Source organism: Nonomuraea sp. NPDC050540, from assembly GCF_044457485.1.
Classification (GTDB): domain Bacteria; phylum Actinomycetota; class Actinomycetes; order Streptosporangiales; family Streptosporangiaceae; genus Nonomuraea.
The window spans coordinates 67,995-94,325 of the sequence record NZ_JBITHA010000025.1; the positions used below are offsets into that span (position 1 = coordinate 67,995).

30 protein-coding genes and 3 pseudogenes are annotated in these 26,331 nt (G+C 69.1%); 18 read left to right on the forward strand and 15 right to left on the reverse strand.

Annotated features, from left to right (window positions below; genetic code table 11):
- The first annotated feature begins 4 nt into the window (after positions 1-4).
- The 5 genes and pseudogenes from ACIBI5_RS49105 to ACIBI5_RS49125 all read left to right on the forward strand — a co-directional run.
- Positions 5-463, forward strand: a complete 459-nt coding sequence (locus ACIBI5_RS49105) for a sensor histidine kinase (RefSeq protein WP_397257904.1) — start codon at positions 5-7, stop codon at positions 461-463.
- A gap of 294 nt (positions 464-757) precedes the next feature.
- Positions 758-2,185 carry a hypothetical protein gene (locus tag ACIBI5_RS49110; RefSeq protein ID WP_397257906.1) on the forward strand — a complete coding sequence of 476 codons (1,428 nt, stop codon included), beginning with the start codon at positions 758-760 and terminating at the stop codon, positions 2,183-2,185.
- 376 nt (positions 2,186-2,561) lie between these two features.
- Entirely contained in the window at positions 2,562-3,131 is a 570-nt protein-coding gene (locus ACIBI5_RS49115; protein ID WP_397257908.1) for a helix-turn-helix domain-containing protein, read from the forward strand.
- Positions 3,132-3,149: 18 nt separating this feature from the next.
- Entirely contained in the window at positions 3,150-3,407 is a 258-nt protein-coding gene (locus tag ACIBI5_RS49120) for a hypothetical protein (protein ID WP_397257910.1), read from the forward strand.
- A gap of 15 nt (positions 3,408-3,422) precedes the next feature.
- A pseudogene (locus tag ACIBI5_RS49125) lies at positions 3,423-3,623 on the forward strand (hypothetical protein); the annotation flags it as partial.
- Between the two features lie 184 nt (positions 3,624-3,807).
- Here ACIBI5_RS49125 and ACIBI5_RS49130 read toward each other — a convergent pair.
- From ACIBI5_RS49130 to ACIBI5_RS49160, 7 genes are read right to left on the reverse strand one after another with little or no spacing between them, the layout of a single operon-like run.
- The gene (locus ACIBI5_RS49130; RefSeq protein WP_397257912.1) at positions 3,808-4,968 is read right to left on the reverse strand and encodes a hypothetical protein; all 1,161 of its coding nucleotides are present in this window, start codon (positions 4,966-4,968) and stop codon (positions 3,808-3,810) included.
- A complete protein-coding gene (locus ACIBI5_RS49135) occupies positions 4,962-6,071 on the reverse strand; it encodes a 2-oxo acid dehydrogenase subunit E2 (protein ID WP_397257914.1) in 1,110 nt (369 codons plus the stop codon). The genes ACIBI5_RS49130 and ACIBI5_RS49135 overlap by 7 nt, the downstream gene beginning before the upstream one ends.
- Positions 6,068-7,069, reverse strand: coding sequence for an alpha-ketoacid dehydrogenase subunit beta (locus ACIBI5_RS49140; RefSeq protein WP_397257916.1), 1,002 nt, complete (start codon positions 7,067-7,069; stop codon positions 6,068-6,070). Before ACIBI5_RS49140 ends, ACIBI5_RS49135 begins: the two co-directional genes overlap by 4 nt.
- Positions 7,066-7,983 (reverse strand): thiamine pyrophosphate-dependent dehydrogenase E1 component subunit alpha, encoded by a 918-nt coding sequence (locus tag ACIBI5_RS49145; RefSeq protein ID WP_397257918.1) that lies wholly within the window; start codon positions 7,981-7,983, stop codon positions 7,066-7,068. Before ACIBI5_RS49145 ends, ACIBI5_RS49140 begins: the two co-directional genes overlap by 4 nt.
- Positions 7,980-8,213: an acyl carrier protein gene (locus ACIBI5_RS49150; RefSeq protein WP_397257920.1), complete on the reverse strand. Its 234-nt coding sequence runs from the start codon at positions 8,211-8,213 to the stop codon at positions 7,980-7,982. The genes ACIBI5_RS49145 and ACIBI5_RS49150 overlap by 4 nt, the downstream gene beginning before the upstream one ends.
- 3 nt (positions 8,214-8,216) lie before the next feature.
- Positions 8,217-9,329 (reverse strand): thioester reductase domain-containing protein, encoded by a 1,113-nt coding sequence (locus ACIBI5_RS49155; protein ID WP_397257922.1) that lies wholly within the window; start codon positions 9,327-9,329, stop codon positions 8,217-8,219.
- A gap of 7 nt (positions 9,330-9,336) precedes the next feature.
- Complete coding sequence (locus tag ACIBI5_RS49160) at positions 9,337-9,741, reverse strand: YybH family protein (RefSeq protein ID WP_397258001.1); 405 nt, start codon at positions 9,739-9,741, stop codon at positions 9,337-9,339.
- Positions 9,742-10,617: 876 nt separating this feature from the next.
- Between ACIBI5_RS49160 and ACIBI5_RS49165 the strand changes: the two genes are divergently transcribed.
- From ACIBI5_RS49165 to ACIBI5_RS49185, 5 genes and pseudogenes are all read left to right on the forward strand, one after another.
- Positions 10,618-11,229 (forward strand): hypothetical protein, encoded by a 612-nt coding sequence (locus tag ACIBI5_RS49165; protein WP_397258002.1) that lies wholly within the window; start codon positions 10,618-10,620, stop codon positions 11,227-11,229.
- Between the two features lie 200 nt (positions 11,230-11,429).
- Positions 11,430-11,628, forward strand: a pseudogene (locus ACIBI5_RS49170) (ATP-binding protein); the annotation flags it as partial.
- A gap of 176 nt (positions 11,629-11,804) precedes the next feature.
- Positions 11,805-11,912 carry an ATP-binding protein gene (locus tag ACIBI5_RS49175; protein ID WP_397258004.1) on the forward strand — a complete coding sequence of 36 codons (108 nt, stop codon included), beginning with the start codon at positions 11,805-11,807 and terminating at the stop codon, positions 11,910-11,912.
- A gap of 658 nt (positions 11,913-12,570) precedes the next feature.
- Entirely contained in the window at positions 12,571-12,933 is a 363-nt protein-coding gene (locus ACIBI5_RS49180; protein ID WP_397257924.1) for a YciI family protein, read from the forward strand.
- A 3-nt stretch (positions 12,934-12,936) separates the two neighbouring features.
- Positions 12,937-14,169: an RNA polymerase sigma factor gene (locus ACIBI5_RS49185; protein WP_397257926.1), complete on the forward strand. Its 1,233-nt coding sequence runs from the start codon at positions 12,937-12,939 to the stop codon at positions 14,167-14,169.
- A 229-nt stretch (positions 14,170-14,398) separates the two neighbouring features.
- Here the strand turns inward: ACIBI5_RS49185 and ACIBI5_RS49190 are convergent, their stop codons facing one another.
- The 4 genes and pseudogenes from ACIBI5_RS49190 to ACIBI5_RS49205 all read right to left on the reverse strand — a co-directional run bounded on the left by ACIBI5_RS49190 (position 14,399) and on the right by ACIBI5_RS49205 (position 15,682).
- Complete coding sequence (locus tag ACIBI5_RS49190) at positions 14,399-14,542, reverse strand: hypothetical protein (protein ID WP_397257928.1); 144 nt, start codon at positions 14,540-14,542, stop codon at positions 14,399-14,401.
- A gap of 9 nt (positions 14,543-14,551) precedes the next feature.
- Positions 14,552-14,596 (reverse strand): annotated as a pseudogene (locus tag ACIBI5_RS49195) (hypothetical protein); the annotation flags it as partial.
- Positions 14,593-14,820, reverse strand: a complete 228-nt coding sequence (locus ACIBI5_RS49200) for a hypothetical protein (RefSeq protein ID WP_397257930.1) — start codon at positions 14,818-14,820, stop codon at positions 14,593-14,595. The gene ACIBI5_RS49200 and the pseudogene ACIBI5_RS49195, both read right to left, overlap by 4 nt.
- A gap of 295 nt (positions 14,821-15,115) precedes the next feature.
- Positions 15,116-15,682, reverse strand: a complete 567-nt coding sequence (locus ACIBI5_RS49205) for a hypothetical protein (RefSeq protein WP_397257932.1) — start codon at positions 15,680-15,682, stop codon at positions 15,116-15,118.
- Positions 15,683-15,880: 198 nt separating this feature from the next.
- On the opposite strand from ACIBI5_RS49205, the gene ACIBI5_RS49210 reads away from it, so the two are divergent.
- From ACIBI5_RS49210 to ACIBI5_RS49225, 4 genes are all read left to right on the forward strand, one after another.
- A complete protein-coding gene (locus ACIBI5_RS49210) occupies positions 15,881-16,363 on the forward strand; it encodes a GbsR/MarR family transcriptional regulator (protein WP_397257934.1) in 483 nt (160 codons plus the stop codon).
- Between the two features lie 123 nt (positions 16,364-16,486).
- On the forward strand, positions 16,487-16,618 hold the full coding sequence (locus ACIBI5_RS49215) for a hypothetical protein (RefSeq protein WP_397257936.1): 132 nt from the start codon (positions 16,487-16,489) through the stop codon (positions 16,616-16,618).
- A 271-nt stretch (positions 16,619-16,889) separates the two neighbouring features.
- The gene (locus ACIBI5_RS49220) at positions 16,890-17,603 is read left to right on the forward strand and encodes a L,D-transpeptidase (RefSeq protein WP_397257938.1); all 714 of its coding nucleotides are present in this window, start codon (positions 16,890-16,892) and stop codon (positions 17,601-17,603) included.
- Entirely contained in the window at positions 17,596-18,315 is a 720-nt protein-coding gene (locus ACIBI5_RS49225) for a choice-of-anchor P family protein (RefSeq protein ID WP_397257940.1), read from the forward strand. The genes ACIBI5_RS49220 and ACIBI5_RS49225 overlap by 8 nt, the downstream gene beginning before the upstream one ends.
- A 185-nt stretch (positions 18,316-18,500) precedes the next feature.
- Here ACIBI5_RS49225 and ACIBI5_RS49230 read toward each other — a convergent pair whose 3' ends face one another.
- Entirely contained in the window at positions 18,501-19,070 is a 570-nt protein-coding gene (locus ACIBI5_RS49230; RefSeq protein WP_397258006.1) for a helix-turn-helix domain-containing protein, read from the reverse strand.
- Positions 19,071-19,128: 58 nt separating this feature from the next.
- Between ACIBI5_RS49230 and ACIBI5_RS49235 the strand changes: the two genes are divergently transcribed.
- Together ACIBI5_RS49235 and ACIBI5_RS49240 are read left to right on the forward strand one after the other, a co-directional pair.
- The gene (locus ACIBI5_RS49235) at positions 19,129-20,454 is read left to right on the forward strand and encodes a serine aminopeptidase domain-containing protein (protein ID WP_397257942.1); all 1,326 of its coding nucleotides are present in this window, start codon (positions 19,129-19,131) and stop codon (positions 20,452-20,454) included.
- Between the two features lie 209 nt (positions 20,455-20,663).
- Positions 20,664-21,314: a dihydrofolate reductase family protein gene (locus tag ACIBI5_RS49240; protein WP_397257944.1), complete on the forward strand. Its 651-nt coding sequence runs from the start codon at positions 20,664-20,666 to the stop codon at positions 21,312-21,314.
- A gap of 113 nt (positions 21,315-21,427) precedes the next feature.
- Here the strand turns inward: ACIBI5_RS49240 and ACIBI5_RS49245 are convergent, their stop codons facing one another.
- A complete protein-coding gene (locus tag ACIBI5_RS49245) occupies positions 21,428-21,601 on the reverse strand; it encodes a hypothetical protein (protein WP_397257946.1) in 174 nt (57 codons plus the stop codon).
- Between the two features lie 177 nt (positions 21,602-21,778).
- Entirely contained in the window at positions 21,779-22,351 is a 573-nt protein-coding gene (locus ACIBI5_RS49250; protein WP_397257948.1) for a hypothetical protein, read from the reverse strand.
- A gap of 229 nt (positions 22,352-22,580) precedes the next feature.
- Between ACIBI5_RS49250 and ACIBI5_RS49255 the strand changes: the two genes are divergently transcribed.
- The gene (locus ACIBI5_RS49255; protein ID WP_397257950.1) at positions 22,581-23,417 is read left to right on the forward strand and encodes a class I SAM-dependent methyltransferase; all 837 of its coding nucleotides are present in this window, start codon (positions 22,581-22,583) and stop codon (positions 23,415-23,417) included.
- A 144-nt stretch (positions 23,418-23,561) separates the two neighbouring features.
- Here ACIBI5_RS49255 and ACIBI5_RS49260 read toward each other — a convergent pair whose 3' ends face one another.
- A complete protein-coding gene (locus ACIBI5_RS49260) occupies positions 23,562-24,356 on the reverse strand; it encodes a helix-turn-helix transcriptional regulator (RefSeq protein ID WP_397257952.1) in 795 nt (264 codons plus the stop codon).
- Between the two features lie 83 nt (positions 24,357-24,439).
- On the opposite strand from ACIBI5_RS49260, the gene ilvD reads away from it, so the two are divergent.
- Complete coding sequence (ilvD, locus tag ACIBI5_RS49265) at positions 24,440-26,284, forward strand: dihydroxy-acid dehydratase (protein ID WP_397257954.1); 1,845 nt, start codon at positions 24,440-24,442, stop codon at positions 26,282-26,284.
- Positions 26,285-26,331 lie beyond the last annotated feature (47 nt).

Genomic DNA, 26,331 nt, shown 5'->3' on the forward strand with positions numbered 1-26,331 from the left:
CTCCGTGACTCAGCAGTCCCAGGACCACCACGCCTTCCCGCAGGACCTCAGGCGCGAGCTGGCGCATCACCTGGCCGACTGGTCGCGCCGCACCGGAATCGCGCTGGAGACCTGGGCCCTGCCCGCGGAACCTGTGTCAGGTCCGGTGGCCAACGCCGCCTTGGCCTGCATCATGGAAGCTCTCTCCAATGTCGAACGGCACAGCCGGGCCCGCACCGTGTCCATCGCCGTGACGATGAACCAGGGCGGCTTGCGCCTCACGGTAAGTGACGACGGGCGCGGTTTTCGCGAGGCGGAAGATGGCAGGGGCATGGCCATCATGAGGGCTCGCATGGCCTCTGTCGGCGGTTCATGCTCCATCGACGGCACTCCTGGCGCCGGCACCACCGTCACGGGCGTCATCCCTCACGCGAGACCGCCGCCCCGCTCGCTCTGGTCCACCTGCGACGACAATCCGGACTGACTGCACCTTGTGCGGAACGTCGCCGGTGCCCGCCGGACTCATCCTGCCAACACCCACACCGCCCCGTCCGACACGCGGCTCGCCTCCGGTCCGGGTGAGAGGTGATGAGCTCGCCGTTCCAGGAAGTGGCCCCATGGATATCGAGTAGCGACCAAACATCCACATCCCTCGAGGTGCCCGGCAGACTCCAGACTTCTGTCCCGCTCTCGTCAGCCCAGTCGTCCGAAATCAGCCGGGCACCTCACTTCCCTCGCAAGGTTTCCGATCAAGGAAGCCTTGATTCAGGAGTGTGCAATGCGTCCTGTGCTATTCACCCGCGCGGCGCTGCTCACCGCAGTAATCGCGCCCTCCTTGATCGCTCTCCCGGAGAGTGCCGGAGCCGCCGTTACCGTCCCTCCTGCGGAGGTCATCACCGAGGACCCCTTCACCAACGACCCCGACTTAACCCACCAACTGGCCTCCGCGCTGCGCGAGGCCGAAGCGCGGGCGTTGAACAACCCCGCCGCCTACGCCCAGCCGTACGTGGACCAGGCCGGCACCGTGCACGTGCCGGTTGCCGACCCGGCCGCTCAGGCCGAGGCGGGCCAGGCCATCCCGGTGCCTCCCGCCGGGCAGGCGCCCGACGACGGCACCGACGACATGTCGGCCGTCCCACCGCCGGACACGACCGACAAGGACACCGCCCCACCGGCGACTCCCCCGCAATCAGCCAGCGCGCCCCTCCCGCCGAAAGACCCCAAGCGTTCTGCGATCACCGGACCAATGGAATGGATCGACCCAGCAACGCGGGTCGTGCCCTACAGCTGGCACCGCCTTGAGGAGATCGCGGACGAGGTCCTCACCCTCACCCCCGACGTGCTGCCCGACGCCGACAAGGTGCAGTCCTCCACCATCGATCCAGAGACCAACCGGGTCGTGGTGGAGACCACCGCCGCCACCGACGCCCTGCGCAACGCCCTCGCCGTCCGGTACGGCACAGGCGCCGTCGCCCTCCTCGTCATCCCCGACCTGGGTCTCCCCGACGCCACCGGCCGCCAGAACGACACGAGCAGCGGCGGCGGCTTCTACGGCGGTGCGCGGATCGTCACCAACGTCGGCAACTGCACGAGCGGGTTCTCCTGGCGTGTCGGGTCCGCTCACTACATGCTCACGGCGGGCCACTGCACCACGACAACCGGCTGGGCCGACACCCCGGTCGACGAAATGGGCTCGATCACCCACGACACCTGGAACAGGGGCAGCGTCAAGGTCGGCGGGATCTACCGAGGCGACCTCGCGCTGATCAAGCTGAAGAGCGGCAAGAGGTCCGCGGCCCAGATTTACGTCGGAAACAGCACCTCCTATTCCAGCAGGACGGTCGGCACCCTGTGGTCACGGCGTGCCAAGGTCCGCGACAAGTACTGCGTCGGAGGCGCGACCCGCGGCGAACTGTGCGGCTGGAGCGTCACCGGCACCCGTATCAACGTCAAGTACAAGAGCGGCGGGGTGCTGAGAAACGCCATACGCGGAACAAAGCACGGCAAATGCACTAAGGGCGGAGACTCCGGCGGTCCCGTCTACACGGTCAACTCCAGGGGCAAAGTCGTCGCCAAGGGCATCCACAGCGGCGGCGGTGGAGGCGGCAGCGACGGCCACGGCGGCCCCACCGACCCCTGCCGCTCCTACTTCACCGACATCCGGGACGCCTTCGAAGGCCTGCCGGGCATTCCCGCAACGAGCTGACCCACCTGCCGGCCTGGAAACGGCCATACCAGGCCGGCACCCCACACCTCCATCACCAACCCGCCGTTCCTCGTGGCTATCATCATGATCTTGTCTTCCGCCGGCAGGAGCGCACCCAAGATTCGGGCCAGGGGTGAGCGGCGGCCGACGGCAGCCGGTGACCTCCGTCGTCCAAGGTATGGGCGACGCAGACTTCTGCCGCCCGCACGCCTCCGAACCGGAAGACGCCTGGAACGGTCCGATACCAACGCTTGCCGAACGCGATTTCGGAGCGGAGGCTGAAGTCCCCGGGAGCCTGTACCGCTTCATAACTCGTCGCGTGGTGCTTGATCTGCGGCTTTGACCTTCAGAGGTCCTACGGGCAAGATCGCGGTCTGTGTCGGTTCGTCTGCTGTATCTGACCGTGATTCGGGTGTTCGGCTGGCCGGTGTTGCTGGGGCGTGGTCAGGCGTCCAAGGATGTCGAGATCATGGTGCTGCGCCACGAGGTTGCGGTGTTGAAGCGTCAGGTTGTGCGGCCGAGGCTGGACTGGGCCGACAGGGCGCTCCTGGCGGCGCCGGCCCGTTTCCTGCCGTCGGTGCTGCGCGTTCCTCGGCTGGTCACCCCGGGCACCTTGTTGGCCTGGCATCGTCGTTTGATCAAGTGCGCTTGGACCTACCCCCATCGCACTGGCCGTCCCGGAACCAGCACAGAGGTCCGGGAGCTGATTCTCCGCCTGGCGCGGGAGCACCCAAGATGGGGGTACCGGCGGGTTCACGGTGAACTGGTTCGGCTCGGTGCGCAGGTTGGCGCGGCGACGGTGCGGCGGATCCTGCGTTCACGTCGGCACAGTCCGGCGCCACGAACCTTCGACACCTCTTGGCGGACGTTCCTCCGCCTGCAGGCGAAGGGACTGCTCGCCTGTGACTTCTTCCACGTCGACACGGTCTTCCTGAAGCGCTTGTAGGTGTTGTTGGTGATGGAGGTGGAAACGCCACGTGTGCACATCCTGGGCGTCGCCGCTCATCCCACTGGAGCCTGGACTGCCCAACAGGCCCGCAACCTGCTCATGGACCTCGGTCACCGGGCCACCTCGTTCCGGTTCCACATCCGTGACCGGGACGCCAAGTTCACCGCCGCCTTCGACGAGATCTTCTCCAGCCAGGGCGTCACGGTGACGAGGGCGCCACCACGAACACCCCGAGCGAACCGCTACGCCGAACGCTGGATCCGCACGGTCTGAGCCGAATGCACCAACCGCATGCCGATCTACGCCGAACGCCACCTTCGCTCGGTCCTGAACGAGTACACCGGGCACTACAACATGCGCCGCCCGCACCAGTCCCGCCGGCAACGCCCACCTGATCAAGACGAGGACGTCGTGGTGCCGCTGGAAGGCCGGATCCAGCGCCGGAAGGTGCTCAGCGGGGTCATCAACGAGTACCACCGTGCCGCCTGACCAGCCCCGAAGAAGCACCAGCTCAGACCACGTGTACGAGTTTTGAAGCTGTAAAGGGCCATATGTCCTACCCTCCATGCCTGGTCGATGGCTGTAATTTTCGCCGGTGATCACCGATGAACCTCACACACCCAAGAACAGGCTGTCGGTCGAAGCCGACAGCCTGCGCGGTCACGATGAGCGATCAGTCCGCCATGATGGTGTCGAGATCGGATGGCCGCAGGGGTTCACGCAGCGGCTGGGGCCAGTTGGCGGGGTTGGGGCCGCAGTGGGACAGGATCCAGTGAGCCCACCGGTCGAGGCCGAAGGCCATGCAGGAACTCTGCGCGGGCTTGCCGTCGGCGGTGAGGTCGAAGGCCCGGCCGATGTGGTCGAAGTGGAAGTTGGCCGAGCCGATGGCGAAGTCGTTGCCCTGGGCGTCGCGGGCCACGATCTCGTGTTTGAGGTCGAGGCTGTTTTGCAGGTGCAGGCGGACATCGCGGCTGCTGGTGAAGAACGGGTCGGTGGCCGGCACGATGCGGCACGGCAGGCCGATGGCGCGCATGAGGTCCTGGCACCTTTCCAGTTGGCGGTCGCGGAAGGCCAGTGTCTGCTCCCGGGAGCCGATGAAGATCAGTTCGCGCATGCGGAAGGAGTGGAAGCGGATGGGCAGCGGGGTCCAGGCCAGTTCCCGCCTGCTGCAGTGCGCCATCGCGGTGATGAGCAGGCCGGGGTCGACCGATGTCCCGGCGAACAGGGGGTAGACGTGGTAGCAGGCGGCAGGTGATAGGCACAGTCCCTGGGGTTCCAGGATCTCCTCGGCCGCCGCGGGCGTGACTGCCTCGCCGAGTTGTTCGACCGCGTCGAGGTCGGGCCGGACGCTGTAGCAGGCGGTCAGGTGCTGCGGAAACGCGGCCACGTAGCCGGCCCGGCGCAGCGAGTCCCAAGGGATCAGGTGCGGCAGCGCGTACTCCTCGGCTCCCTGGTCCTGGGCCGCACGCAGGAACAGGGCGTCGAGGCGGCGCAGCAGTTCGGCGACCGGAGCGTGCCCGGCCCACAGGCCGGGACGGATCGCGATGAACTCTCCGTCGGCGCTTGCACGCCCAGGCGCAGGGACGTCGAGGAGGTCGAGCAGCGATGTCGGGCCGGCCGGGCGGTCCATGACCGCGCGCTCGTAGGCCCTGTTGAGGGCTTGCTCGGCGCGGGAACGCTCGCCGGGGTCGTCGAGGTCGGCCTCGACGCAGGTGCGCTCGTCGTCGCTGTGCACGCGGTAGGAGTCCGGCGGCAGGCCGCACAGAGCGACCAGGTCGAGGAAGTCCTTGCGTTCGTCGGTCGTCTTGAGTGCGGGGCGCGTCCAGTTCAGCACGATGCTGGGTCTCCGATCTGGGTGAGAGTGGCCGGGGCTTCGAGGGCGGTTTTGAGGTCGCGCAGGAAGGCCACCGCGTCCCGGCCGTTGACCACGCGATGGTCGTAGACGACGCTGATGTTCGCGATCTTGTGCGGCCGTACCTGGTTTTCCGTGTCGAGGGTGAGTTCCTGCCGGGTGCCGGCCAGCGCCACCACGCAGGTGTGACCGGGGAAGACGATGGGGCCGGCCAAGGTGATGTCGGGATCGTTGTGCAGGGCCAGCACTATGGCGGCGCCCTGGAGCTCGGCTGCGGCGAAGGCGCCGTCCAGGGCCTTGATCTTGAAGGCGGCCAGCTTCTCGGCGATCTGGACGCAGGTGAGCGCCTCGGCGCCGGTCAGCACCGGGATGAACAATCCCTGGCCGAGATCGAGGGTGACACCCACGTTGGCGGCCGGCGCGAGGGTGGCCGTGTGCTCGTCGAGACGGGCGGCGAACATGAGCGGATGGGCCGCCCGGAGCCCGGCCATGGCCTTCACCACGAGCTCTGGGAGTCCGACGAACCGGTGGTGCCGCTTGCCGAGCTCCCGCGCCGCCGCCAGGGCGTCGTCCACCCGTACGGCGATGGCCGCGAAGGCCGCCGGGATGGTCCGGTGCGATTGGCTGACCACAGCCGCCACCGCCCGCTGGCCGCGGGAGAAGGTGTGGGTGGCCTCCGATCCCGCCTGGGCCAGAAGTTCGACGTCCTTGCTGCGGATGATGCTCGTGCCCAGGCCGTGCAACCGGGCCTCGGAGATCCCGAGCTCGGCGGCGCGCGCTCTCGCGGGTTCGGTGATCATTGGGTTCTGCCCCGGTTGCGCCGGAACGGCCTCGGGGCGGGGGGCCGTCTCCGGCCCAGTCAGGATGCGGCCGATCACGTCGCCGCACTGGCATTCGGCGCCGGCCGCGATCGCGTGGTGCAGGACGCCGTCGCCGGACGAGGTCAGCTCCTGGGCTGCCTTCGAGGTCTCGATCTCGGCGATCACGTCGCCGGCGCTGACGGGGGCCCCGTGCGGGATCAGCCAGCCGGTCAAGGTGTAGGAGGTGTCGTTGTTGTTGAGCTTCGGAACGACGATGTCGCTCATACGCGGGTCGCCTCCCTGACGGCCTGGGCGATGTCGGTGTCCTGCAGCAGCACTTCGCGTTCGAGATGCGGCGCGGCCGGGATGATCGCGTCGGCTGAGTGGGCCAGGCGGACGGGGCCGGCGAGATTGTCCCACAGGGCCGTGTGCAGCAGGTGGGCGACCTCGGCGCCCCAGGTGCCGCCTGCCGTACTCTCTTCCGCGACACAGATGGCCCGCGCCGCGCCCAGCACCGGCAGGAGCGGTTCCACCTCCAGGGGATACAGCCGGGAGGGGATCAGTACCTCACAGACGATCTCGTCGGTGAGCAGCAGCGAGCGCGCGGCCGACAGGGCGCGGTCCGCGACGCCGCCGCCGGCGATGATCACGCAGTCGGGCGGGCCCGCGCCGTCGATGACCAGGTGGGCGCACGGATCGTCGGAGCCGAGCGTCGTGTGGCCGAAGATCGGGTCATGGGCGAACATGCGCCGGGCGTAGAGCACCTTGTCCTCAAACAGGATGGCCGGATGCCCCAGCGACAGTGCCCGTTCGAGCAGGGCCCGGTTGTCGTAGAAGGCCGAGGTCTCGAACAGCGACAGCCCGGGCACCCCGACGAAGTGCTTGTGCGGGCTGCCGCTGTGGGTCGGGCCGTAGCCGCGTCCGCCGCCGACTGGGCATCGGATGACCAGATGCATCGGCACCCGCCTGCCGTACATGGACACTGACTTGGCGGCGAAGTTGACGATCTGGTCGAAGGCCAGCGCGACGAAGTCGCCGAACATGATCTCCACGATCGCCTTGTCGCCGGCCAGGGCCAGCCCGGCCCCTGCCCCGACGATCGCGCCCTCGCTGATGGGGGTCGTCCGCACCCGGCTCGGGTGAGCACTCGACAGTCCGCGCGTCACCTTGAAGGCGCCGCCGTAGGGATCGGCGATGTCCTCGCCGAGCAGGTGCACGCTGTCGTCGGCGGCCAGGACGGCATGCAGCGCCGCGTTGAGGTCCTCCACCACCCGCGGGTTCACCGGCATCCCCGAACCGGCCACAGGGACCTGGGCCGGGACAGCACCTCGCAGGTGATCGCGGCGACCCTCTCGCGCTGTCGGCGGTCCAGGGCGCGGAAGTGATCGTCGTCGGCGGCGGTGTACCAGTCGAAGGCGGCGGCGATCTCCGCGGGCGGCCGGGTGTCGTCGCCCTTGCTGTGCGGCCCAAGCCGGTGCGTCATGAACTCCACCACCAGCGGAGCCGGCCCCGAACGGGCGGCGGCCAGCGGCGCGGCGAGCGCGTCGCGAATCTGGCCGAGGTTGGCAGAGGTGATGCGCACGTGGTCGATGCCGAAGGCGGCGGCCCGTCCCGCCACCGACCCGGCCATGTGCGCATCGACCGGCGTCGACTGGGCGATGGCGTTGTTCTCCACCACGACCAGGAGCGGCAGCCGCCACAGGGCGGCCAGGTTCAGCGCCTCGTAGACGGCGCCCTCCCCCCAGGTGCCGTCACCGATGTGGGCCACGGCCAGCCCTCCGGGCGTCGTGCGCGACAGGTGCAGCGCGAGCCCGGCCGCGACGGGCAGGCTCTCCCCCTGAATCCCGGTCGACAGGTAGCCCTCGCGCAGGATGTGCTGGCTGCCGCCCACCCCCGCGCACACGGCTCCCTGCCTGCCCATGATCTCGGCCAGCAGCCCCGCCGGATCGCCGAACCTGGCCAGGTAGTGGCCGTGGCCGCGATGGTTGGAGAAGACGAAGTCCTGCTCGCGAAGGAGCGGGCGCAGCGCCACCGGGATGTATTCCTGCCCGAGGCAGGTGTGCGTGGTGCCGCTCAGCTCCCCGGCGGCGAACAGGTCCAGCAGCCCCCGCTCGAAGTGCCGGATCAGCAGCATCAGCTCCAGGTCGGCCACGTCCGCGCCGAGAAGCTCGGCAGCCGTCACGTCGGTCCTGGTCATGGCCGCTTCAACTCCGTGACGAACGCCGCCAGGCTCGGCCCGATCAGCATGAGGTGCCTGGGCAGCTCCCGGGCGAAGTCGCGCTCGATCGCGGTGAACAGCCGCACCTGGGCCAGCGAGTCCCAGCCCTGAGCATCCTCCGGCAGGGTGTCGAGGCCGTTGACCGGCGCGCCGCCCATGACCTGGGTGTAGACGGACACGACACGCTCGGCGAGATCCTGGTCTTCCATGGCCTATCCCCACGCTCCTTGGTTGAGGTGATCAGTCGGCAGGAATTCGGTCGATCGCAGGTGTTCGAGGTAGCGGCCGAGCAGGACCGCGTCCACCGGCGGATGGCGCAGGCCGAGCTCGTGCAGGGCCCGCGTGGTCTGCGGGGCGCGAAAGCGCGGCCGGCCGCCCAGCACGCGCTCGGCGATGACCGGCAGCAACAGCAGCATCGGGTCGCTGTCCAGCCGCTCGCCGAATCGCCGCAGGACATCGGCCCACTCCTGCACCGGCAACAGATCGATGGGAGCGCCGAGCGCCGCCGCCAGCTCCGCCATCCGCAGCGGCCGGGGATGGCACAGGTGCACAATCGGCCCTTGCCCCCGGCCCGTGGCGGCCGACAGCGCCAAGACGGCGTCGGCGGCGAAGTCGACGGGAGTCACGTTGACCTCGGCCTCCGGCAGTACGCCGGTGCTCAGCGCCGAGCGCACCAGCAGCCACAAGTCGTCACCGCGGGGCTGACACGCGCCAGTACGGCTGTCACCGACGATCCGGTCCAGGCGGTGAACCCGGGCCGGGAGCCCTTCGGCACGCGCTTGCAGCACAAGCCGCTCACCGGCGTATTTGGTCTGACCGTAGCCGGTGGCCGGTTCCCAGCCTCCCCGGAGCGGGGTGAGCTCGTCGACCGCACCGTCGGCGGGGCCGAACACCTCCGAGGTCGAGATGTAGTCGAAGGCGGCCCCTGCCTGCCCGGCCAGCCGCAGGACCTCGCGTGTCCCGGTGACGTTCGCGGCTTCCAGCATGCGGGCCGGCATGATCAGGTTGACCTGGGCGCCGGCGTGCATCACGGCGCCGACCTGGTCGGCCAGCCGGTCGAACTCCTCGGGCCGCAGCCCGAGCCCGGGTGCCGCCAGGTCACCGGGGACAGCTATCACCCGATTCACATCCAGCGCGCCCAGGCCGTAGACGTCCTGGGCGGCCTGGATCCTCCGGGCGGCCTCGTGGGTAGTTTGGCCGCGTGCCAGGCAGTGGATCCGGGCGGCGCTTCGGTTCAGCAGGGCTCTCAGCAGGAAGGCACCGACGAAGCCGGTCGCGCCGGTCAGCAGGACATCCGGCCGCGAGCGGCCTGAGGGAAGGTCCACGACGCGGTCAGCTCACCCCGAGCGGGTTGTCGATGACATAGCGCCAGCGGCCGTCGGCGCCGCGCCGGGCGACATCTGTCGCCGTTCCCCGGAGATCGATCCGGTCGCCGTCGCATCCCGTACCGCAGATGGACCAGTCGGCGATGAGCAGGGCGATGTCGCCAGCCACGTAAGCGTGGCGCAACCCAATGGTGATCGGTAGGCCGAAGGACAGGAGCTTCCGGTTGGCCGCAGCCCGTTGCGTGCCCGTAACAGGCTCGCCGGGGGCGGGAAGAAGAATGCCCTCCTCGGCGTAGAGGCGATCGAGGGCTTGGGCGTCGCCGGCGTTGAACGCGGCCGCGAAGGCCGCGGCGAGCTGGGAAGCTTCTTCGGGGGGTGCGGCAATCGCGAGGACATCGTCTCGGGTCGTCATGATCAACAGACCATACTGGAGCTCCAGGTTACTCTGCGTGATACCGCCTCGGCGTGCCGCATGAATCATCGCGGACAGCCACTGCGTGGAATGGACACAGAATCACAGTCATCTAAGGAATCCAGTGCAACCATTTCGCGATCTTGCTGAGGCTGGGGAAGTCGTCCCGTCTGGCCGGAGACTGTTGCATGAGTGGTCGCACGGTGAACCGCCGTCAGAGCCGAGGCCGACCTGAGCGTCGGCCGTTTCATAGGCCGGCGCAAGCCACCGGACTCCTGCAACGGCCTTACGAAACGCTCCGGCCGCCGGGGCGAGCACGGCCGCGGTGACCTTCAGCGCCCGTCTTACGCAACCATCTCATCGCGCACACCTCGCGTTCGGGGGCTGCAGCTTCGGTGTCGTTGGCCGCGTATTCAAGAAGATCACGAGAGCGGCAGGTGGTCCAGGCGTCCGCGCGGGATCTGATCCGCCGCACTGGCGGCGGCTCCCTGGCCGCCCTCGTGCTATCCCGCAAGCGCTCCATCACGGACGTTCTGCGCTGGTCCCACTGGCGCCGACGCCACCAGGCCACGGCCCGGCACAGTCATTACCAGCGCAGATCCGAACCATGATCCCGAAATGTCACTGGAGTACTAACCGAGAACGCATCAACGACCTCGAACAGCGACTCGCTGCCGCCCACGGTGAAATACTCCGGCTCAGACGACAACTCCACGAACAAGCCGCGCCCTGACAAAACGGCGACCCGAGCACGCGGTCGGCGACCTCTGCGAAGGATTGCCACGCACGTCTCGCCGTCAGCCAGGTGAACGCCCGAGCAGCGGCGTCAATCGGAATGATCCTTTGAGTCCGCGGCAGACTACACAGGTGATCGTCATGCAGCCCGTCCTGGAGGTCTACTCCTACGACGGCTTTGCGCTCTGGCCCGTCGCCGAGGTCGAGTCCTATGGCTACCTCCCACTCAACGGCAAGCTAAGCCCGGCCGAGGTCGGAACTGCCGTGATGCGGATCGCCGAGTGCAACAACGTCGATCCAATAGACAGCGATCCTCCTCGCCCCGCCTCCTCGATCGAGGCGTTCTTGCACGGGCTGCTCACCATGGACGACCCTTTCGCCTCCGGCGGCCTGCGCGTGACGGACACCACCAGCGGCGTCGTGCTGCTCCCCGGATGCTGCAGCGGCCTGGAGGAATGGCGCGACTGGTTCCTGGCCGTCGACGGCGCAGTCGTCTCCTTCGGCCACGATCCATCCCCGCTGGTTGAACGCACCGGCGACCTCATCCGCATGACCGTCGACGCCGAGCAGAATGGCAGCCCGATCATCGAGGCACCCGCCGCGGAACTACGTCATCAACTCAACCACGCCGAAAACGACCTGACCCGCTTCCGGAACCTGGTCTCCACCTGGGCCGAGCGGCAGCTGCCAGACCACTCCACCTCGATCGTCACTGCCATCACCCGCGTCTTGGACCTGCCACCCAGGCCATAAGCGACACCCGATTCGCCGAACCAAGACCCATTCCTGAGACCACCAGCCACCCAGGCCAAACATGATCAGATCGACCACGCCGACATGTCAGCAACGCCCCCACCTGCCAAAGCGCCCCTCGACGATCTTTCAACCCCGGATAACTGAACGACTACGACCTCTCCTTCCAGCCCGACCTGGATCCCCGCAAGGTCAAGGACCTGGCCACCCTCGCCTTTGTCGAGGCCAAGGCCAACGCGGCGCTGCTCGGGCCGCCTGGAGTCGGCAAGACCCACATTGCCGTCGGCCTGCCGGGCCGGCTTCTCGGTCTACTTCACCAGCCTTGATGACATGGTCTCCAACCTCAAAGCCGCCGAGGCCGCCGGGAGCCTGAACCGCGAACTCGGCACCTACCTGCGGCCAAGCGTCCTGGTGATCGACGAGGTGGGCTACGAGATCCTCGAACGCGGCGAGGCCAACCTGGTCTTTCCAGGTGATCTCCAAGCGCTACGAGAAAGGCTCGATCATCTTGACCTCGAACAAGAGCCTCGGCGAATGGGGCCAAGTCTTCGCCGACGAGGGTCCTGGCCACCGCCATCCTCGACCGGCTCCTCCACGCCTGCGACGTGATCTCCATCAACGGGCCCGGCTACCGACTCAAGAACCGCCTCAAGAACATCGAGCGAGACACCAACGTCGCCTGATCTGGTGCACATAGCTCCTTACTGGCGTCCTGCTCCCGAAGGCGTCCCCAGCCCCAATGTAGCGATGAGCTAGATCACGGTTGCGGCTCGTGGTTCTACGGCTCGCTGGCCGGGGCTGGCCGGCTCGGACGGGAGATCGGGCAACGGCCCGACGACGAACTCCTCGAGAAGCCCTGGTCGAGCAGGAGAACGCGGACGCGAGCGCGCCCTACGCTCTGCTCAACCTCGTGCACGACTACCTCGAGGCCACGGACATGTCGCCGGCCGAGTTCGTCATGCTCGCCCAGCGAGGCCATCTGACCCGACCTGCCGACGCTCACCCGGTGGCTGGCCGAGGAACTGCTGCCCGCTGCATGGTCGGCGGAGCTGATCGCCTCGGGGCGGCGAAGCGGAACAGAGTTGACGCAGGCTCAGCTCGTCGCGGACGGCATCGGCCGGCCTTCGCCCCGGCGGGCGAGGTGTTCGGCGAGTGGGGCTCCCTGCCCGACCCCGATGAGCAGGCGTGGCGAAATCTCCTCGCCGAGGCCCGCACCAACGCCCGCCCGCCGGGCAGCCGGGCAGGAGAATGAGTTTGAGCGCAGGTGTCGATCTGGGCGGGGTCCGTTCGTAGTCAGGTGACCGGGCGGGAAGGATCCGTCCCTGCGAAAGGAGCACCGCCGTGCCGCACTACCTGCTGTCCGTCCACAGCGTCGAGGGCCAGACCCGGGAGCCGACGGCCGAGGATGACATGCGTGGGTCCCATGACCGGCTCAACGCCATCGAGCAGGAGATGAAGGCGTCCGGGATGTGGGTGTTCTCCGGCCGGCTGCATGAGGCCGACACCGCCACCGTCATTCGTACCGTCCGCGGGCAGATCGTGACCACCGACGGCCCCTTCGGCGAGTCCAAGGAGCATCTCGGCGGCTTCTACATCGTCCGGGCCGACGATCTGGACGCCGTGCTGGCCCTGGCCGCGCAGGTCACGGAGGCCATCGACACGCCGATCGAGGTACGCCCGTTCGCCGCCACGTCCGGAGACTGAGCGGTGCGGCTCGTCGGTCAGGAGGCCATCGGCCAGATCTTCCGCCAGGAGTACGGCCGGTCGCTGGCCGCGCTGATCGGCTGGTTCGGCGACATCGACGTCGCCGAGGACGCGGTGCAGGAGGCGTACGCCCTTGCCTTGAACAGGTGGCCGGCCGAGGGACTGCCACCCAACCCGGGCGGGTGGATCACCACGACCGCCCGCCACCGCGCGATCGACCGCCTGCGCCGCCGCACGCGCGAGCGGCGCCTGCTGGACGAGGCGGCGCTCCTGGCCGGCGGCGATGACGGCGATGGGGATGACGGTGGCGGGCCGGCCGAGGCAGGAGGGGCCGTGCCCGACGACCGGCTCAGGCTGATTTTCACCTGCTGCCACCCCGCCCTGGCGGCCGAGACACAGGTCGCGCTCACCCTGCGGCTGCTCGGCGGCCTGTCCACCGAACAGGTGGCCCGCTGCTTCCTGATGACCGAAACGGCCATGGCCCAACGCCTGGTCCGCGCCAAACGCAAGATCAAGGCCGCGCGCATCCCGTACCGGGTCCCCGCCGGCCACGAACTGCCCGACCGCCTGCCACCGGTGCTGGCCGTCGTCTACCTCATCTACACCACCAGCCAGGCAGAACCGCAGGAGCGTGACTTGTGCGGCGAGGCGATCCGGCTGGCCCGCCTCCTGACCGCGCTCATGCCCGACGAGAGCGAGGTGACCGGGCTGCTGGCCCTGCTGCTGCTGATCGAATCCCGCCGGGCCGCACGCACCCGGCCGGACGGCAGCCTGGTCCTGCTGAGCGAGCAGGACCGCAACCGCTGGGACCGCGACTTGATCGAGGAAGGGCACGCGATCGTGCGCCGCTGCCTGGCCCGCGACCGGCCCGGCCCGTACCAACTGCAGGCCGCCATCCACGCGGTCCACGCCGACGCGCCCACCGCCGCTGCCACCGACTGGCGGCAGATCATCACCCTCTACGACCACCTGTACGCCTTGGCCTCCACCCCGGTGGTCGCGCTCAACCGCGCCATCGCGGTCAGCGAGGCTCACGGCCCGGCCACCGCCCTGGCCCTCATCGACCCGCTGGAAGCCGAACTGAGCCAGTACTACCCGTTCCACGTCGCCCGGGCCCACCTGCTCCGGCGCCTGGACCGCCACAGCGAGGCAGCCTCCGCCTACCGCCGCGCCGCCGCCCTGGCACCGCCCGGCGCCGAGCGAGACTACCTCCAGCGGCCACCCGCACACAGATGAGAACGACCCCGGCCTGGTCCGGCTCGTCGACCATCACCTCCTGGAGCAACTCGGGGTGCCGTTAACGCGGCTGTCACCCGCCGCCCTTTCAGGGCTGAGCTGCGCCTTCAGTGTGTACGGCGGCGCGGGCGAGGTGTTCGGTGACTTTGGCGATGGCCTCTGGGCGGTGCGGGGGTTCTTGTGCCGGGTCCTACCCATGATGAGTTGGAGGGTCGGGGGTGCGCGAGCATCAGTGGGCGATCCACCAGCGCGTCGCCGGGCTGCTCGACCGGCCACAGGACGAGGCGGACCTGGCCGCGAGGGAATGGAAGTTCGACAGCGGTCCGGACAGGACGCGCAGGGCGACGCCGCGGGCCTGGCACCAGTCACGCACGGCGTGGATGTCGATCAGGTCGCGGCACAGCCGGAACAGCTCCGAGACCGTCAGGACGTCTCCGGGTGCGCGGCGGCGACCTTCGCGAACGCGGGCCGCTCCAGCGCCGGGATCTTCGACGTGGTCGCCGGATCCTCAAACAGCAGTACCCCCTCGGCCGGGCGAAACCCTGCGGCGACGCCTTCGGTCCGGACCAGCAGTCCGGTCTCGGTGAGGAGGTGCCGCTGCCGCAGCAGGGACTGGGTGGCGGTGGAGGAGCGGGAGTAGACGATCCGCACCGGCGGCTCCTCGGATGGGGACGGGAGCCCCCTTCGACCTGCCGGGAAATCCTGTCGTCAATTCGGGCCCGAAAGCACCCCTCCGGAGCAGTTTTTTGTGCAGCGAAGTCTGATTTTCCGGGCCGTGGGGAGTCGTTTCGGCGGAGTGTTGGGAAATCACCCAATCCCGACACCTCGCGAGACGGTTGCTGCCGCTATCAAGCTCCGACGCAGCGGCTCGCAGTGGCCCGCTCCACCCACAGCGCCGCCGCCACACGGTACGCCTTCTCGGTGACCGTCAACGCCAGGCACCTGGTCACCGCCATGAAGAACCGGTGCGGACGTCTCCGCTATGAGCCGGGCCCTGTGGCGGCTCGGGGCGGCGCAGCGAAATGGGCAGGTGGAGGCGCCGGGCGATCCAGATGATGGCCAGGTCGCACAGGACGAGTCCCACTGCGGCCGGGAGCACGACCGCCCAGCCGCTGTCGCCTCCTTCGCTGACGCTCCAGACGACCTTGAGAAGGGCCATGAGGTTGATGATGACCAGGCCCCAGCCCAAGGAGCGGCGCCAGAACGCTAGACACAGGGCGGTCAGGCTGCCGACGACGGCCAGGACACTGAGCAGGTATAGCGGGGACAGGTCGCCGATGCTGAGGATGAGCTCCTTCTCCATGTCCAGGAACGCCCGCACCTGAGGGTCGATCCGTTCCGGCGGGGGGAACCAGAACATGCTGGACAGTAGCGCCATGATCGTCAGGGCGATGCCCTTCCAGCTTCGCCGCCAGGCGAAGTAGGCCAGAGGGAGGATGAACAGCGGGCGGATGTACCAGCTCAGGGTGTTGGTGTGCCGTGCATAGGCCCAGTCGAGGAACTCCTGCAGCACGCCGCTCACCCCATCCGGTGCTGAGGCCCGGCCGCTTGGGCATCGCGGCGATGGCGTGTGCTGCGCCCCGAGTCGATGGGATGGAGCAGGGCGTCCGCCTGGTGGCGGTTCTCTTGGAAGTTCACGTCAGTGCCAGGAGGAGGGGGCATAACAAAATCCTATTCGTTCGGAACGATCCGAACAATATAGACTGTTGCTGTGGCAGACGTCGAGGAGTTCGTGGAGAGTACGGGACTGTACTTCGAGCGGCTGGGACTCAGCAGGACGGCCGGCCGCGTCATCGGCTCCCTGCTGGTCAACCCCGGCGAGTCGGCCGACGCCCCGGGGTTGTGCGAGAGCCTGGGTGTGGCCAAGAGCAGCATGAGCGTCGCCCTAGGACAGCTCGAACGCGGCGGCCTCGTCGAACGGTTCCGCCCGCCCAGGGGCCGCCGCGATCACTACCGGCTGGCCGACGACGTCTTCGGACGCGCGTTCCGGGCCAAGATGGCCGAGTTCACGACGTTCGCCCAGCTCGCCGAACGGGGGTTGGCCGTTGTCGGTGACAACCCCCGGGGCAGGGACAGGCTGGAGCTGATGCGCGACATGTACGCGTTCATGGGCCGCGAGTTCCCCAAACTCCTCGACCAGTGGGAGCTGGAGAAGCGGCGTTCACCAACAGGACGGGCGGACTCCGCGACGTAGACCTGTTCGGCCTGCCCGCAGAGCCGCGCTACGCCGGCCAACCTCCGCCGCATCTCGGCCCCGAAAAGGAGGCCCTCGACACCGGCCGGGACAGGCTGGGGTCTCCGGCTCGTGGTCGAGGACGTGGAACGTGAGCGCGCGAGCCTGATCGAGAACGGGTTCACTCCCAGCCCGATCGAATCCGTCCACAGCCTCGTGGCCTTCCGCCACCTGCACGACCCTGACGGCAACCTGGTCACATTGGTCCGGAACTGAGCTAGCCATGGACGTTGTCGACACCTGAGGTCTCTGATCACTACGGAGATCTCAGGTCTTTACCAGCCTTTGGCGCCGTGACAGGCCGGCAACCTTGCCGTCCATAGCCGGTTCCCGGTGACGTGCTGGAGGAGCCGGGCCCGGTGCGCGGTAGTCCGAGCCAGCCCCTGTCGGTAAATCTCGGGACTGCAATCCGCCATCTCAGCAGAGGTAGCGGATCGTGGTCGCTAGCGTCCAGCGGGTGCCTCGTCCATGGGTTCGACATGCCGGGATGGTCCTGGCGTCGGTGCTGCTCTTGTCCGCGGAAGCCTCCCGTGCCGGGGCCGCGCGCCTGCCGTTCGTGACCACCCATGCCACCAACGCGGCCTTGCCCGCCGACCCCGCGCCCTTCGCCGTCAGCGACGGCACGCTGCTGCATCCGATCGTGTCCGCCACCGTCCGCGACCGGCCCGCCGGTCGCCCGGTCGCGAGGCTGCCCGCCCGCCAACTCGGCAACCCGACGTGGGTGCCGGTGGTGGAACGGGTTCCGGGGTGGGCGCGGGTGCTGCTGCCGGCCCGGCCCAACAGGTCGACGGGGTGGATCGCCACCGGCGGGCATGTGCGGATGGCCCGCACCACCTACCTGGTGGGAGTCGACGTCCGGGAGCGTCGGCTCACGCTGCTCCGGTACGGGCACCCGATCGGGAGCTGGCGGGTCGCCGTCGGCGCGGCGGGGACGCCGACACCTGTGGGACGGACGTTCCTGCTCGGGTCGTTGCGGGAGAACGGCTCGCTCGTGCTGCCGACCGGAGCCCATTCGGACACCTTGGACAGTTACGGCGGCGGCCCGGGCACGGTGGCGCTGCACGGCTGGCCCGACCCTTCCGTCTACGGCCAAGCGGTCAGCCACGGATGCGTCCGGGTGCCGGACGAGGCACTTCGAGCACTGGCGAGAGTGCCGCTCGGCACCCTCGTCCTCATCCACTCAGGGGGAATTGATGCGTAGGAAGTCTGCATTCGTCATTTCGACCGCGGCACTGGCGCTGGCGGTTCTGGCGCCGGCGTCGCAGGCCACGACGGATCCCAGCGGATCCAGCGCCTTCGGGCTGGCGGCCGCGGATGCGCTGGGGATCGCGCCGATGCCGGCCGTACAGGCCGACGGAGCCCGTCCGGCGCGCAAGAGCGTGACGGAGCACCCGGCGAACAAGCTGGTCAACGCCAAGGCGCTGGAGGTGGACGCGCAGGGCGACCGGGCCGGCTCCCGGGCTGTCGGCGTGGACGCGCTGGCCTCCAAGCTGACGGCCGACGCCGTACAGGTGCGCTGTGTGGGCGGGTCGGGAACCGCGAGGATGGCGAGCGCCGTCGTCGACGGCAAGCCGATCGAGTCGGCGCCCGCGCCGAACACGACCATCCCGGTGGAGATGAAGGGGGTCGGCACCGCGAGCGTCACGCTGAACAAGCAGCAGCGCAACGCCGACGGCGGGATGACCGTGACCGGCGTCGCGATCGCCGTGCCGATGGGTGACGGCACGTACGAGTCGATCGACCTGGCCTCCGCCACCTGCGCCGGCGCGGGCCGGACGGCACAGGTGCCATCCGACCAGACGGAACAGGTGCCGGTCGCCGTCGACGACCGCGGACCGCTGCAGGAGGCCGCACCGCTCCAGGAGGCCGCGCCGCCGATGCCGTCGAACAGCAAGCTCCCGGTCGCGGGCTGAACATCGCACCACGCCCGTCCGGACCCCACCGCCCTGGCTCACCGTCGAGTCCAGGGTGGTGGGCACGCCCGCGCGACATAGGGGGCCAGCGGCACCCTCACGCTGCTACGCCCCATCGGCGGCTCACTCGGCATCGCCTGCTGGGCACCCTGTACGCCGCCCGGGTACGCGGTAGCAGACCGCTGTCACGTACCTGAGTCATCCAGGCCCGATTCGGAGCCGGTGGGTGGCTGTTCGATCGGGAAGAGGATCGGGCTGAGCAGGTGCTGTGTGCGATCCGGCGTTGGCTGGTTGGTCAACAGGGGCAGGATCACGCGACGGAACTGGCTGATCGTCTCTTCCAGTTCGCCACGGGTGAGCCAGACGGCATGCTGCCGGTAGCCGACGAGGTCCGCCACCGGGTCGACATTCTCGTGGTCGAGGTAGGCGTTGAATTCGGCGACCAGGACGGCCATCGCGGTGGCGAAGGCGCGCCGGTGGTCGTCGGGCGTCATGGCCGCGAATGCGTCGGCGTAGAGGGCGGCCCGGTCGTGGCGGAGCCGGTAGCGACGTTCCACCGCGCCCCGCACCCGTCTCTCACCCGCCACCTCCAGGATCCCGCTGGCCGCGAGCAGGTCGACGTGCCGATAGACCATGGCTTTCGAGGTGTCGGGTATGCGAGCGCACAGCTGTCCGGTGGTGAGTTCCCGCTCTCCGCGCATCGCATGCACGATGCGCAGCCGTACCGGATGCGCCAGAAGCTCCAAAGTGTCCACATGCAACGATCTCATGTTGTGCTACCGTTCGCAAAACAGTAGAAGGGACGGTGTTGGAATGACCAGGGGAACGGATCCGGTGACGATCGCCGCGGCGGTCGTTGAGATGGCACAGGGTGGGCACTTTGCGGATATTGAGGAGTTGTTCGCCCCGCCGTTGCGGGCGGTGGTCTCCGCTGAGACGCTGCAAGCCGCCTGGGAGAGCCAGCTCTCCACGATGGGGGCGATCTCCGCGGTCGCGACGCCGATCAGCGAGCCGGCCCCGGAGAGCTGGGTGATCGCGTCGGGGAAGGCCGAGCTGGTCAAGGTGAGCGTCGCGGTGACCTGCGAACGTGGCGGGCTGACGGTGGTCATGTCGGTCGACGAGACCGGACTGCTGCAAGGCCTGCAACTGGCGCCTGCGCTCACCGAGCCGTGGACGCCGCCCGCGTACGCCCGCCGTAGGAGGTTCGACGAGCACGAGGTCACCGTGGGTTCCGGTCCGCTGGCCGTACCCGGCACGTTGAGTGTGCCGCGCGGAGACGGGCCGTGGCCCGCGGTGGTGCTGCTCAGCGGCGGCGGGCCGTTCGACCGCGACGCCACCAGCGGCCCCAACAAGCCCCTCAAAGATCTGGCCTGGGGGCTGGCCGGCCGCGGTGTGGCGGTGCTGCGCTTCGACAAGGTGACTCACGCCCACGCCGCCGAGGTGGCGGCCGACCCGGCGTTCACGATGAGTGAGGAGTACGTCCCGCACGCCGTCGCGGCCATCCACATGCTCCAGCGCCATCCGGCCGTCGATGCCGCACGTGTGTACGTCGCGGGGCACAGCATGGGCGGCAAGGTGGCCCCGAGGGTCGCCGCCGCCGAGCCGTCGGTGGCCGGGCTGGTGCTCTTGGCCGCTGACACCCAGCCCATGCATCGGGCCGCCGTCCGTGTCGTCCGCCACCTCGCCTCGCTCGATCCCGGTGCGCGGGCCGCAGTCGAGGCGATCACGCGGCAGGCCGCACTTGTCGACAGCCCTCGGCTGTCCGCCGAGACACCCGCGGCGGAGCTGCCGTTCGGCTACTCCGGGACGTACTGGCTTGATCTGCGCGATTATGACCCGGTCGCGACCGCGACCGCGCTGGACAAGCCGATGCTCATCCTGCAGGGCGGACGCGACTATCAAGTGACCGTCGCAGACGACCTCGCGGGCTGGCGGGCAGGACTCGCCCACCGGGCGGACGTCACCATCCGCGTCTACGACGCCGACGACCACCTGTTCTTCCCCGGCTCAGGCCCGTCCACGCCCGCGGACTACGGCAAGCCCCAGCACGTGGACGCGGCCGTGGTCACCGACATCGCCGACTGGCTGGCGCCGCGCCAATCGGCGATCGCCCGGCTCGCCTCCAGCTTCAGACACTGACCATCTCACCGGCTGCGATCGCCCCGACGTAGACGGTGACCTGGTGCAGCTCCAATCCCTGATTTTACTGGTGAGCAACATTTGTCCTGGACAGGAATGTCGGTGAGAAGTAGCGGCAGCACCCGGATGCTCGGCCGGTCACGGACGTAGCGATGAGTTTCCCGGCCCGGCGAGTCTCACCACCCGTATCGGCAACACAGGAGGAACACGTGGCTCAGCTACTGAGAGTCCAGAACTTCAACGTCTCAAGTGAGGGGATCGGCGCCGGCGCCGATGAGGATCAGAGCCTCGAGAACCCGTTCGGCCAGGCCAATGCCGAACGACTGTTCGCCTGGGCCGGCGCCACGGCGAGCTGGCCTATGCGCACCGACCCCGGAGGGAGCCGGGGCCTCGACGACTACTTCACGCGGGACTACGCACGCGACATCGGAGCCGAGATCATGGGCCGCAACAAGTTCGGCCCCCAGCGCGGACCCTGGAAGGACCATGAGTGGCGGGGCTGGTGGGGCGACGAGCCTCCGTTCCGCACCCCGGTGTTCGTGATGACCCACCACGGGCGTCCGTCGTTCACGCTGTCGGACACCACGTTCCACTTTGTCGACGGTGACCCGGCCACGGTCCTGGAGCAGGCGCGGGAGGCGGCGCAGGGCAAGGACGTCCGGCTCGGGGGCGGGGTTACCACCATTCGGCAGTTCCTCGACGCCGACCTCGTCGACACCATGCATGTGGCGGTCTCGCCGGTGAAGCTCGGGTCCGGAATACGGCTCTGGGAGTCACCCGATGAGCTGCTCGACCGGTTTCACCTGGAGGTCGTGCCCAGTCCGAGCGGCGTGACGCATCACCTGTTCTGGCGAAAGTGACGTGAGAGCCCATGTGGAGTAGTGCCCTCAGACCAGGAGTCCCAGGGTTTCGGGCGCCTTCCGGGCCGTCAGGTGCCGCTCAGGATCGGTTCCCTCCTGCGCGTACTCGTTGATCAGCGCGGCGAGGGCTTGCCGGTCCTGCAGAAGGCGATCACCGGCGTCGGCAACCGCATCGAGGCCTCTTCGCTGAGATCAAGCCTGATGACGATCTCCGTGAGGGCCTTGGCGAGGGTGCGTTCGTCCTCGGCTTCGCCCGCGGGCGCCGCCTCTTGACCTGCTCCTCCCACCGCAAGCCCCCGGACGCAGCGACATCACCTTCCAGCCGAAACGATCGCCGTCGCAGCAGACCGTCCAACGCTGTCCCGATCACTCATCAAGGTGAGTACCATTCGGTAGCCGTACGACTCCGAATCGACGCCCTGCGCCGGGAGATCGAGTGGGGACGTGAAGGAGAGACCCGCTGGTCAGGCGTCGCGCCTCCGGGCCGTCACGATCGCGACCCCGAGGAGGGCGAGCGCGACGGCCGCGTAGTAGGCGAGGGCCCACCATGGGCTGAGCAGTGAGGTCGAGGGAGGCGGTGCGGGCGGGCCGGGCGGCGCCGCGCCGGGATCCGGGGCTCCGATGAGGAACTGTTTCCCGACGTTGAACGGCAACCACCGGTGAACCTCCACACCGACGCCCGGGATCGCGGGGACCAGCGACTCGACGAACAGGGAGTAGCCCAGCAGCAGTGTCAGAGCTGCCGCAGTGTGCCTGACCAAGGCGCCCGCGGCGACCGCGATGACGGCGGCGATCGCGTAGTAGGCGGCCAGGCCCGCCACGTTCCGCCAGTCGGCCGCGGTGTCCAGGGCGAGGTCGGCTTCCGGCGCCATCAGGGTCGCGACCGTGAGCGACCCGAACGCGGAGACAAGGCCGATCCCGCCGCAGACGAGAGCGGCCACGGCGGCCTTGGCGACGAGAACCGAGCCGCGCCTCGGCACGGCGAGAAAGGTCGCCTTGATGGTGTTGTAGCGGTACTCCGTGGTGATCGAGGCCATGGCCATCGCCAGGATGGGCGCGATGCCGAACTGGTAGCCGGCCGGCTACCCGGGCTCCGGCGCACGGGCGATGCGTGCCTGCGGTCGTCGGCGTCGATCCGCGGTTTCCGGCACTTGCCGGTCGCTGCCTGACCTCTGGGGAAGGGACGGGTGGCGTCCCGCACGCAAGCCGCTCTCAACACCCACCAGGTGTCGGCGCTCGCTCCAATCGGCCTGCCACACTACGGACATGAACGGAATCCTTCCCGCTGACGGGCTCGCCGCGAATCGTGCCCTCTGGGATGCCCGTGCCCAGGCACACGGCACGACCCCCAACGACCTGCTCTACGACGTCGATTCGTTCCTGGCGGGCCGGCAGACGCTCTACGGGATCGAGCTGGAGCTGGCCGGTGATGTGAGCGGCCAGGATGTGCTGCATCTGCAGTGCCACTTTGGCATGGACACACTCAACTGGGCCCGTCTGGGTGCCAGGGTCACCGGTGTCGATTTCTCGTCGACGGCTATCGTCCGGGCACGCGAGCTGGCTGAGCTCGCCGGGCTCACCGCCGATTTCGTCGAGGCCGACACGCAGAACCTGCCGTCCGGCCTGGCGGGCAGGTTCGACCTTGTGATCGCCACCTACGGGGTGCTGTGCTGGATCGGGGACCTTAACGCGTGGATGCGTGGTGCGGCGATGGCGCTGCGGCCAGGGGGAAGGCTGGTGCTGGTCGACCTACATCCCGCCTTCCAGACCTTGGCCACCTACGAACCGCTCGTGGCCGACTGGCCCTACGGCGGAGGAGAGCCCCAGCGTGAGGTCGTAGCGGACACGTACGCGGACCCAGACCTGCCGATGACCGCACAGGAGGTGGTCCAGTACCCGCACTCGGTGGGCGAGATCGTCACAGCGGCTGCCGGAGCGGGACTGATCGTCGACCGGCTCGTCGAGCACACCGAGGCCGAATTCCCCGGACGTCGCATCCTGCCCCAAGGACCCGACGGCACCTCCCGGTTCCCCTTCGGCGACACCTACCTGCCGATCCTCTACTCGCTGCGAGCGAGGTCACCCCGAACGGCCACCGCGTAGCCGCCCGCGGCACGGGGCAGCGGCCCGCGCTTCCCCGGCTCCTGCGGCCCCGGCACCCGGGCATGGACCACGCCTGCTTACGCCGCCCGGTTCGCAACCACGCGCCGGGCACGGAGGATCGCAAGGCGAGGCCGCGCCGTCGCGTCAACATCCTGGGGTGTAGATGACCACGTGCAGGTCGGGGTGGTCGGCAGGGGCCAGGCGGTGGTGCTCGAAGTGCCGCACACCCGTGATCGGATGGTCGAAGACGCGCATCCGGGAGGCGAAGCCCTCGATGTGGTGGTCCTGCCAGGCCGTACGGAAGGCCGCGCTTGTCGCCAGCAGGCGCTGGATGGCCGGGGAGCCGGCGAGGTCGCCGAGCCGGGGCCCGGCCTCGGCCCGGAATTCGGCGACGAAACGACGGCTTGTCACCTCCCAGTCCGGCAGCAGATCACGGACGTAGGGATCGGTGAACACCAGCCACAACAGGTTGCGTTCCTCCGGAGCGACGGTGGCCACGTTCGGATACAGGTCAAGGTAGGCGGCGTTCCAGCCGGCGATCGTCCAGTCGGGCGCGATGGCGTACGCGGGAAATCCGGCGAGCGCGTCGAGCAGTCGCTGCACGTGGCCGGGAGCGGTGCGGGCCGCCGGTTCTGCGGGCTCGGTGAGTGGGGCATATCCGGCCAGGGACAGCACATAGGCATGCTCGGCGAAGGTCAGGAGCAGCGTGCGGGCGAGGGCGTCCAGGACCTGCCGGGAGGGCTGGATGTCGCGGCCCTGCTCCAGCCACGTGTACCAGGTGGCGCTGACCTGGGAGAGGGTCGAGACCTCCTCGCGGCGCAGGCCGCCACGCCGGCGGGGACCGGCCGGGGGCAGGCCGACCGCTGTCGGGTCGAGCCGGGCGCGCCTGGCACGCAGGAAGTCGCCCAGCTCCTTGCGCCGCTCCGCCGCCGTTCCCATGGACGAAGGATAGGTACTGGTAGCAGGACTACTAGCACTCGGGGCGTCTTCGCTGTACGCCGGCACGCCGCCAGGATCTGGGCATGCCACAGTTGAGATCCCGCACCGTCACCCATGGCCGGAACATGGCCGGGGCACGCGCCCTGATGCGCGCCTCCGGCGTGCCCGGCGGGGACATCGGCGTCAAGCCGGTGATCGCGGTAGCCAACAGCTTCACCGAGTTCGTCCCCGGTCATACCCATCTGCAGCCCGTAGGCCGCATCATCGGTGAGGCCATCGGCGCGGCGGGCGGGATCGCGCGGGAGTTCAACACCATCGCGATCGACGACGGCATCGCCATGGGCCACGCGGGGATGCTGTACTCGCTGCCCTCCAGAGAGCTGATCGCCGACTCCATCGAATACATGGTCCAGGCGCACTGCGCCGACGCGCTGGTGTGCGTCTCCAACTGCGACAAGATCACCCCGGGGATGCTGCTGGCCGCGCTGCGGCTGAACATCCCCACGGTGTTCGTCTCGGGCGGCCCGATGGAGGGCGGCCGGGCGGTGCTGTCCGACGGCACGGTCCGTACCGGCCTGACCCTGGTCACCACCATGTCCGAGGCGGTCAACCCCGCCGTCTCCGATGCCGACATGGCGGCCATCGAGGAGGCGGCCTGCCCGACCTGCGGCTCGTGCGCCGGAATGTTCACGGCCAACTCCATGAACTGCCTTCTGGAGGCTCTTGGGCTGGCCCTGCCGGGCAACGGCACCACCCTGGCCACCCACACCGCCCGCAGAGCCCTGTACGAGCAGGCCGGGCGGACGGTCGTGGAGCTGACCGAGCGGTACTACGGCAAGGACGACGCCACCGTGCTGCCCCGGGCGATCGCCTCCCGGGCGGCGTTCGACAACGCGATGGCCCTGGACCTGGCCATGGGCGGATCCACCAACACCGTGCTGCATCTGCTCGCCGCCGCCAACGAAGCCGAGCTGGACTACGGCCTGTCCGACATCGAGGCGCGTTCGCGCGAGGTGCCGTGCCTGTGCAAGGTGGCCCCGAGCAGCGCGTACCTGATGGAGGACGTCCATCGAGCCGGCGGCGTCCCCGCCCTGCTGGGTGAGCTGCACCGCGCCGGGCTGCTGCGCGAGGACGTCTGGGCCGTCCACGCCGGCTCACTCGCCGAATGGTTGTCCAGCTGGGACGTGCGCGCCCCCGTGCCCTCCCCGGAGGCGTCCGGCCTCTTCCTCGCCGCTCCGGGGGGTGTCCGCTCCGCGTCCGGCTTCTCTCAGTCGGCCCGCTGGGAGTCGCTGGACCTGGACGCGGCCTCGGGCTGCATCCGCGACATCGCCCACGCCTACTCGGCCGACGGCGGGCTGGCCGTGCTGCGGGGCAATCTGGCGCCGGACGGGGCGGTGGTCAAGTCCGCCGGCGTCCCCGACGACATGACCGTGTTCACCGGCGAAGCCGTGGTCGCCGACTCCCAGGAGGAGGCGGTGGACGCGATCCTGTCCGGTCGGGTGGGCCCGGGCAGCGTGCTGGTCATCCGCTACGAGGGTCCGCGCGGCGGTCCGGGTATGCAGGAGATGCTGTATCCGACGGCCTACCTCGCGGGCCGGGGGCTCGCCCACTCCGTGGCCATCGTCACCGACGGCCGCTTCTCGGGCGCCAGTTCCGGCTTGTCCGTCGGCCACGTCTCACCCGAGGCCGCCGCCGGAGGACCGCTTGCCCTGGTCGCCGACGGCGATCTGATCACCGTCGACATCCCGGCCCGTACTCTCCACCTTCAGGTCTCCAAGCCGGGGCTCGCTGCCCGCCGCGTCGACGGGGAGGGCTCGGGTTACCGGCCACGCCGCCCTCAGCGGCACGTTTCGATGGCTTTGCGCGCGTACGCGGCTCTGGCCCTGTCTGCCGACAAGGGCGCCGTGCGCGCCCTGCCCGACGACTGACGGCTTTGGAACGGCTCCATCAGCGGCGTTCCGCCGGTGATGGCCGA